At 70.1% G+C, this 7,666-nt stretch carries 7 protein-coding genes and 1 pseudogene; 5 read left to right on the top strand and 3 right to left on the bottom strand.

The features are described from left to right. Positions 1-384: pseudogene (locus tag CA983_RS37610) on the bottom strand (hypothetical protein); the annotation flags it as partial. A gap of 384 nt (positions 385-768) precedes the next feature. On the opposite strand from CA983_RS37610, the gene CA983_RS37605 reads away from it, so the two are divergent. The 5 genes from CA983_RS37605 to CA983_RS37585 are packed head-to-tail and all read left to right on the top strand — an operon-like array spanning position 769 to position 5,445. Next, a complete protein-coding gene (locus CA983_RS37605) occupies positions 769-2,328 on the top strand; it encodes a hypothetical protein (protein ID WP_086605210.1) in 1,560 nt (519 codons plus the stop codon). Continuing rightward, positions 2,318-2,902: a hypothetical protein gene (locus tag CA983_RS37600; RefSeq protein WP_086605209.1), complete on the top strand. Its 585-nt coding sequence runs from the start codon at positions 2,318-2,320 to the stop codon at positions 2,900-2,902. The genes CA983_RS37605 and CA983_RS37600 overlap by 11 nt, the downstream gene beginning before the upstream one ends. A gap of 2 nt (positions 2,903-2,904) precedes the next feature. Beyond that, on the top strand, positions 2,905-3,336 hold the full coding sequence (locus CA983_RS37595) for a DUF3592 domain-containing protein (RefSeq protein WP_086605208.1): 432 nt from the start codon (positions 2,905-2,907) through the stop codon (positions 3,334-3,336). Beyond that, positions 3,336-3,725: a hypothetical protein gene (locus tag CA983_RS37590; protein ID WP_086605207.1), complete on the top strand. Its 390-nt coding sequence runs from the start codon at positions 3,336-3,338 to the stop codon at positions 3,723-3,725. Before CA983_RS37595 ends, CA983_RS37590 begins: the two co-directional genes overlap by 1 nt. 31 nt (positions 3,726-3,756) lie before the next feature. Then, positions 3,757-5,445, top strand: coding sequence for a chitinase (locus tag CA983_RS37585; protein WP_086605206.1), 1,689 nt, complete (start codon positions 3,757-3,759; stop codon positions 5,443-5,445). 27 nt (positions 5,446-5,472) lie between these two features. Here CA983_RS37585 and CA983_RS37580 read toward each other — a convergent pair whose 3' ends face one another. Both CA983_RS37580 and CA983_RS37575 read right to left on the bottom strand, forming a co-directional pair. Continuing rightward, positions 5,473-6,789, bottom strand: a complete 1,317-nt coding sequence (locus CA983_RS37580; RefSeq protein WP_086605205.1) for an Nramp family divalent metal transporter — start codon at positions 6,787-6,789, stop codon at positions 5,473-5,475. 163 nt (positions 6,790-6,952) lie between these two features. Continuing rightward, positions 6,953-7,435, bottom strand: a complete 483-nt coding sequence (locus CA983_RS37575) for an ATP-binding protein (protein ID WP_244207262.1) — start codon at positions 7,433-7,435, stop codon at positions 6,953-6,955. Positions 7,436-7,666 lie beyond the last annotated feature (231 nt).

Here is a 7,666-nt window from a genome sequence, read left to right as displayed (position 1 = left end):
GGGGACGCGGTCGAGCCGGGCCACGGAGTTGAGCAGCGCCCCGGCGTGGATGTAGTGGACGAGCAGCCGCCCGGCCGAGGCGAGCACGCCGGGGCTGATGTCGCAGGACGCGAGCTGCCGTAACTGGCGTGCCAGGACGGCGAGTCCGAGCGGGGGCAGATCGGGGCGGAAGAGGGCGATCCGGTCGCTCTCCATGAGGGAGCGCAGGGTGTGCAGCCGTCGCTGCACGGCGGTGGGCGCGGCCTGTGAGCAGACCACGATCACATGCCCGTGCTGCTCGACCAGGGTCTGCATCTCGGCCAGCGCCTGCTCCAGGGGGCGCCGGTCGACGTCCCGCAGCACGACGGCGGGCAGGGTGCGTTCATCCTGTGGCGGCAGCGCCATGTCGGCGCTGGTCACGGCAATGGCAGTTGGCACGCGCAGCTCCCCGTTTCCCCATGCCCGTCGGCGCGCCGCCTTGTCACTGCGGCCCACCTCGGTGACTTCACTGCGTGACTACCTCAGCACTGTATCCACGGCTCTGTGACCGGAGAACAGCGTTTGTGTAGCTGAGGAGCAACTGTCGTTGCACAAGATGCGTCAAAACGGGGCAGGTTGAGCATCTTGCCGGTCGGGGGCTGGGGCTCGGGCGGTCCCGGCCGGTGGTTCGGGAGGGCCCAGTGTTGACGGTGGGCCTCCGTTTGGGCCCTGAGGCCCACGCGTCCCGCCGGGGTGCGTCCCTACTCTCACCGTCCACGGGCACGTGGTTCGGGCAAGGAGGGGTGCCGTATGGCTCGCGGGGGTGGCATACGGACGTACGGACACAGACCGGTCTTCGACGACCGCGGCGCTACCGGCACCGAGTACCTCGGCATGGTCGTCGTCAGCGCCGCGATCGTCCTGGCCGTCTCGGCCACCGGCGTCGGGCAGCTGATCTACGACAAGATCGCCGCGCAGGTGTGCAAGGTGGCCGGCGACGGGAACTGCGGGTCGGGTGGGCCCGGGCCGGGCAAGCCCCTCACCGACGCCGACTTCGAGCCGGCGTTGTGCCAGGTCTCGTCCGTCACCGACAAGGCGGGCTCCAAGGCGAAGGTTTTCTTCTGGGAGATCGGCAAGGAGTACGGCTTCCAGGAGCAGCACATCAAGGCGAACACGGACGTCAACGGCGACGGCAGGGTCGACGGCAAGGACCAACTGGTCTATCTGACCTTCACGGACACCGCGTCCGTCGCCGCGAAGAAGGACTTCAAACCCGGCATGAAGGTGGGCCGGTTCGGCACCGACAAGGTGGAGCTCGGGCTCGGCATCAAGGTCACCAACGGCGACACCTGGGTCTTCCAGAGCCCCGAGGAGGCCCAGCGGTTCCGGGACGACGTGGAGAAGCTCCAGATGTACGAGATGCGGCGGACCATGCCGGGCGGCGCGGAGGCGAGCCTCGGCGACAGCATCGCCTATCTCTTCGGGACGGGCCCCCTCAAGGACGAGGAGGACACCCGGAACCGGATCGAGGAGCACCTCGGCGACAACCGGAAGATCACCTACGGCAAGGTGGGCCTGGAGGCCTCGGCGTCGGCGGGCCTGAAGATCTCGGCGGGCGACGAGAAGAGGCTCAGCGCCGCGCTCGGCGGCACCTTCAAGTACTCCCCCGACGTCACCTGGACGGACAACGCCTACAAGAACACCAAGTCGTACACGTACTCCTCGTCCATCGAGTACGGCTCCAAGGTGGGCTACGAGGCGGGCCCGCTCAGCGGCGAGTACGCGGCGAACACGACGCAGACCGGCACCATCACGGTCACCTACGACAAGGAGAGCGGCAAGCTGGTCCGGATCGACATGACCCGGACCGTCGAGGAGGGCAGCCGGAAGGACGGCGCCAAGGCCGGCGGTGACAACGGCAAGAAGGACGACGAGAAGCGGGGCGGGAACGCCGGTGTCAAGGGCACCGACTCGAAGACCGGCATCGAGATCGTCACCAACACCCTCACCTTCGACCCCGGCCCGGCCGGCGACCAGGACCGGGCGGTCGCCGAGCGGTGGCTGGACAGCAACAACGAGCAGGTCGCCACGCCCTTCCAGTACATGTTCGACGACCACGCCCCGACGGCCCGCCCGGGCGCCGACGACCCCTTCGGGCAGCTGATGTTCGACAAGGGCAGGTCGAGCCGGATGACGTACACCGGCGAGGTGAACGCGGCCGAGTACGGATTCGAGTTGAATCTCGGGCTCAGTCTGGGCATGACGATCAGCACGGAGAAGAAGTCGGAGACGCTGACCGACGCCCGGTTCCTGGGGGCACCCCGCGGGGACGGCCGGTCCTACCTTCCCTACAGCTACTGTGCGAACTGACGAGACGGAGCCCAAGCCGATRAAGACCCGCCGTGCCCCTCTGGCCGCCGCCCTGCTGACGACCGCCGTGGCCCTGACCGGCTGCGGGAGCTCCGAGGCGGGCTCGGTGCCCGACGGCTGGGGCACGCTGAAGACGAAGGGCGTCGACGTCTCGTACCCGAAGGGGTACGAAGAGCAGAGCGCCGGCGAACGCGGCAGGCACAACGCGGCAGCGGCCGTGCGCACGGAGGGCGGCAGGAAGGTCTCGGTCATCACCGTGCAGCTCGGCTTCACCGAGGCGAACTCCGCCGAGCAGGCCGCGATCGCCGCCGAGGCGGGCATCCAGATGGGTGCGGACGTCAAGGGCCAGAAGGACGTGGAGCTGGCCGGCGCGGACGAGGCGAAGCGGATCGACTTCACCTTCGAGGCGACCGGCGAGGACGGCGGCCCGCCGAAGGGCACACCTGTCGAGGGCGTGATCCTGGCCGGGCTGGACTCGACCGACTCCGCCTTCGCGGTCCGGATCGACGCGCGGCAGGGGTCCCTGCCGGACGGGGACCTGGACCGGATCATCGACTCGGTCGAGGTGCACTAGCCATGGAGGTGCCGGGCGCCGGTTACGTCGTACTCGCGCTGCTGGTGGCGCTGTTCGGCGGGCTGTCGTGGAAGTACGCGCGGCGGCTGGTGACGGTGACGCGGGTGCTGCGGCGCGGGGTGCGGGCGGAGGGCGAGTGCGTCCGGGTGGAGACCGAGCCGTACCACCGCTCCGATGCCAGGCGGCACTTCTTCGCCTTCCGTACGGCCGACGGCACGCCGGTCGAGTTCGAGGACCTGGCGGGCTGGTCGACGACGAAGGGCACCCGGGTCACCGTCACCTACGACCCGCGCGACCCGCAGGGCACGGCGACGGTGGCGGGCCGGGGCAGCTGGTCGCCGGTCCTCCAGTCGCTCGCCCTGGTCGCGGGCTGCGGCATGGCCGCGCTGGGCTTCGCGGTCCTCCTCTACTTCGAGATCTTCGGGAGCGGTTGATGGCGCTCGTCCGCTGCTGGGCCGTCGGCATCGTCGTCCTGGTCGTCAGCGAGTACGTCCAGATGACGCTGGTGTACGGCCCGCTGGTCGGCCCGCGGGGCGTCGGCTCGTTCGGTGCCGCGCTGGCCCTGGTGCACCTGCCGAACCTGGTGTGTGTCGTGCTCGCCACCTGGGCGGCTGCACGGGTGCATCCGGAGCCGTGGCGCCAGATGCCGGGGCGGCATCTGGCGGCGGCGTGCGCGGCTCCGGCGGCGGCGCAGGTGCTGCTGCTGACACTGCGACCGGGTGTGCTGGACCCGGCGGGGCCGGGGTTGTGGATGTCGACGGGCGTGCTGCTGGCGGGGTGTGCGGTGGGGCTGCTGCTGGACAGGTTGGTCTGGACCTCTTGACAGCGGTGTTGGTCTGGACCATTTTCTTGTCATGTCCAGATACAGACGATCCCTGCGGCTGTGGTCGGGCGCCCTCACGGCGGCCTTGGCCCTCACTGTCACGACCGTCGGCCAGGCGTCCGCCGCCGACGTCAACAACGCCAGGAACGCCGGTTTCGAGTCGGGCCTGAGCGACTGGACCTGCTCGGCGGGCAGCGGTACGACGGTCTCCTCCCCGGTGCACGCCGGGACGGCAGCGCTGAAGGCGACCCCGGCGGGGCAGGACAACGCGCGGTGCAGCCAGACGGTCAGGGTGAAGCCCGGATCGACGTACACGCTGGGCGCCTGGGTCCGGGGCGGATACGCGTACCTCGGTGTGTCGGGCACGGGCACGACGGACGTGTCCACGTGGACGCCGGACTCCACCTCCTGGAAGCAGTTGTCGACGACCTTCACCACGGGTTCGTCGACGACATCGGTGACGGTGTACACGCACGGCTGGTACGGGCAGGCGGCGTACTACGCGGACGACGTGTCGGTGTTCGGCCCCGACGGGGGCGGCGGCACGGACCCGGGCCCGGCGATCCCGGCCGCGCCGAGCGGCCTGAACGTCTCGGGTACGACGTCCTCGTCGGTGTCCCTCGCCTGGAACGCGGTCTCCGGCGCGACCGGTTACACCGTCTACCGCGACGGCACGAAGGTCACGGCGGTGACCGGCACGTCGGCGACGGTGACCGGCCTCGCGGCCTCGACGTCGTACTCCTTCCAGGTCACGGCGACGAACGCGGCGGGCGAGTCGCCGAAGTCGGCGGCGGTGACGGGCACCACGAACAAGCCGAACGGCCCGGGCCCCTCCCTCCCGAAGCACGCGCTGACCGGCTACTGGCAGAACTTCGACAACGGCGCGACGGTCCAGCGCATCTCGGACGTCCCCTCGCACTACGACATCATCGCGGTGGCCTTCGCGGACGCGACGGGCACGCCGGGGGCGGTGTCCTTCACCCTGGACTCGGCCGGACTGGACGGCTACACGGTCGACCAGTTCAAGGCGGACGTCAGGGCGAAGCAGGCGGCCGGCAAGAAGGTCGTCATCTCGGTCGGCGGTGAACGCGGCACGGTCACCGTCAACGACGCGGCGTCGGCGGCGAACTTCGCGGACAGCGTCTACTCCGTGATGCGGACGTACGGCTTCGACGGGGTCGACATCGACCTGGAGAACGGCCTGAACGCGACGTACATGACGCAGGCGCTGAGGTCGCTCTCGGCGAAGGCCGGACCGTCCCTCGTCCTCACGATGGCGCCGCAGACGATCGACATGCAGTCGACGTCCAACGCGTACTTCCGAACGGCGCTGAACGTGAAGGACATCCTCACGGTCGTCAACATGCAGTACTACAACAGCGGTTCCATGCTCGGCTGCGACGGCAAGGTCTACAGCCAGGGCACGGTCGACTTCCTCACCGCCCTGGCCTGCATCCAGTTGGAGAACGGCCTCGCCCCGTCCCAGGTCGGCCTGGGCCTGCCGGCCTCCACCCGCGCGGCAGGCGGCGGATACGTCGCACCGTCCGTGGTGAACAACGCCCTGGACTGCCTGACCAAGGGCTCGGGCTGCGGCTCCTTCAAGCCGCCCCGGACGTATCCGGACCTCCGGGGCGCGATGACCTGGTCGACCAACTGGGACGCGGCGGTCGGCAACGCGTGGTCCAACGCGGTGGGCCCGCATGTGCACGGACTGCCGTAGCCGGCCGCCGTCCGCCTCACCGGCGTCCTAGAAGAACTCCCCCCACGGCTGGTCCCAGACCTGCTTCACGCACAGGACCAGGAACAGCAGGCCCGCGACGGCGAGCATCGCGTTGCTGAGCGGGCCGTTGCGCCACTCCCGGGGCGTCCGGGAGGAGTTCAGGAGCCAGATCAGGGTGCCGGCGAGGAAGGGCAGGAAGGCCGCGCCGAGGACGCCGTAGAGGATGATCAGCCGGAAGGGCTGGCCCTCGAAGAGGAGGATCATGGGCGGGAAGGTCAGCCAGAGCAGGTAGGCGCGGAAGGGCCAGGAGCGTTCACGCGTCCCCGAGGCGACCTCCTCGCCCTTGGCCTGGCCCTTGCCCGACAGCCGGGCCACGAAGTCGGCGAACATCAGGCTCACGCCGTGCCAGACGCCGATCAGGGAGGTGAAGGACGTGGCGAAGAAGCCGATCAGGAAGAACTTCGCCGTCGCCGTGCCGTACTCGTCCTCCAGGATGTCGCCGAGCTGGATCAGGCCCTTGTCGCCGCTGGCGATCGCGATGTTCGCCGAGTGCAGGAGTTCCGCGCCGACGAAGAGCATGGCGATCACGAAGATGCCGGTCGTGGCGTAGGCGACGCGGTTGTCCAGGCGCATGACCTTCATCCAGCCGGTGTCGGTCCAGCCCTTGGCGTTGACCCAGTAGCCGTAGGCCGCGAGGGTGATCGTGCCGCCGACGCCGCCGATCAGGCCCAGGGTGTTGAGGATCGAGTCCTTCTCGTCCGGGAGGACCGGAAGGAGACCCGCGAAGGCGTCGGGGATGTTGGGCGTGACGCGGATCGCCAGATACACCGTCACCAGGAACATGACGCCCACCAGGACCGTCATGACCTTTTCGAACACCGCGTACTTGTTGAACCAGACGAAGACCAGGCCGACCAGGCCGCAGGCGATGCCCCACCACTTCAGGCCCATCACGTCGGGGAACAGCGCCTGGAGCGGCAGGGCGCTCGACGACATGGCGGCGGCGCCGTAGACGAAGCCCCAGACCACGACGTAGACGGCGAAGAACCAGGTGGTCCAGCGGCCGAGGCCGGCCCAGCCGTCGAACAGGGTGCGGCCCGTGGACAGATGCCAGCGGCCCGCCGCCTCCGCCAGGGAGATCTTCACCAGGCAGCCGATGATCGCGGCCCACAGGAGGGTGTAGCCGAAGTTGCTGCCCGCGATCAGGGTGGCGACCAGGTCGCCGGCGCCGACGCCGGTCGCCGCGACGACGATGCCCGGGCCGATGTACTTCCAACTCGCCTTGCGCATCGGAGGGGGCTCGTGGGCCGCGTTCTCTGTGGTGTTTCCCGTGGTGTCCGCCATGCAGGTCAACAAACCGCAAAGAGGCCAGGCCGACAAGAGGGCCTGAGCTCAGTCGCCCTGAGGGGCGCGGGGAACTGCGCGCCCAGCCCCCACGAACCTGCGGACGGGAACGGCCCCCCGGCGGCTGGGCGAGCCCCCGGGGACGGCCGAACCCAGCGGAGCGTCACGGCTGTCGCCGACCACAGCCGTCCGATCCGCACGTGCCGAGCTCGAACCACACGGTCTTGCCCGGCCCGTCCCGGTGGCAGCCCCAGCGCTGGGCCAGCGCGTCCACCAGGAACATCCCGCGGCCGCTCTCCCCGGTGCCCGCCTCCAGCACCCGGGGCACGCGGCGTTCCCTGTCCGCCACCTCGCAGCGCAGGACGCCGTGGGCGGCGAAGAGTGTGAGCCTGAAGCGGCTCTCGGCGTGCACCAGGGCGTTGGTGGCCAGTTCACCGACGAGCAGTTCCGCCACGTCCGCCACCTCACCGCGCTCCGCGAACCCCCATCCCTCCAACTGCCGGCGCACCTGAGCGCGTGCGTCGCGGACGGCGGAGGGCTCGGGGGCGTACTCGACGCTCAGGTGGCCTGCTCCCAGCGGTGGTTGCGGGAACGGGCCGTACCTGGCGTCGGGGTCCGGGAGGTGGGGCCCGGCGAGTTGCAGCATGCCTCCAGGGTGGCCCGGGGGCCGGTCCGGCACAGGGGGAGGACTACCCGATCCCCTACCTGCTTGTGCAGGTGGGCGGGCTATGCGTACTGGAGGCGGACCGTCGCTCCCCCGGCGTCGTCGCGGATGTCCACGTACGCGCAGACCTGGCGCGCGTACCACAGGCCCGGGCCGGGTTCCGCGCCGGTGGGCGGGGGCGGGACGAAGCCGGCGAGCGGGTCGCCGACGGGG

Source organism: Streptomyces swartbergensis (assembly GCF_002148965.1).
GTDB lineage: Bacteria > Actinomycetota > Actinomycetes > Streptomycetales > Streptomycetaceae > Streptomyces > Streptomyces swartbergensis.
The sequence above is the reverse complement of the archived record's forward strand: the minus strand, read 5'-3'. Positions and strand labels throughout refer to the sequence as shown.

Bases quoted from the DNA above. Each gene is read 5' to 3' on its own strand.
- CA983_RS37580 (WP_086605205.1), bottom strand. From the start codon at position 6,789: ATGGCGGACACCACGGGAAACACCACAGAGAACGCGGCCCACGAGCCC.
- CA983_RS37605 (WP_086605210.1), top strand. From the start codon at position 769: ATGGCTCGCGGGGGTGGCATACGGACGTACGGACACAGACCGGTCTTC.
- CA983_RS37595 (WP_086605208.1), top strand. From the start codon at position 2,905: ATGGAGGTGCCGGGCGCCGGTTACGTCGTACTCGCGCTGCTGGTGGCG.
- CA983_RS37590 (WP_086605207.1), top strand. From the start codon at position 3,336: ATGGCGCTCGTCCGCTGCTGGGCCGTCGGCATCGTCGTCCTGGTCGTC.
- CA983_RS37575 (WP_244207262.1), bottom strand. From the start codon at position 7,435: ATGCTGCAACTCGCCGGGCCCCACCTCCCGGACCCCGACGCCAGGTAC.
- CA983_RS37585 (WP_086605206.1), top strand. From the start codon at position 3,757: ATGTCCAGATACAGACGATCCCTGCGGCTGTGGTCGGGCGCCCTCACG.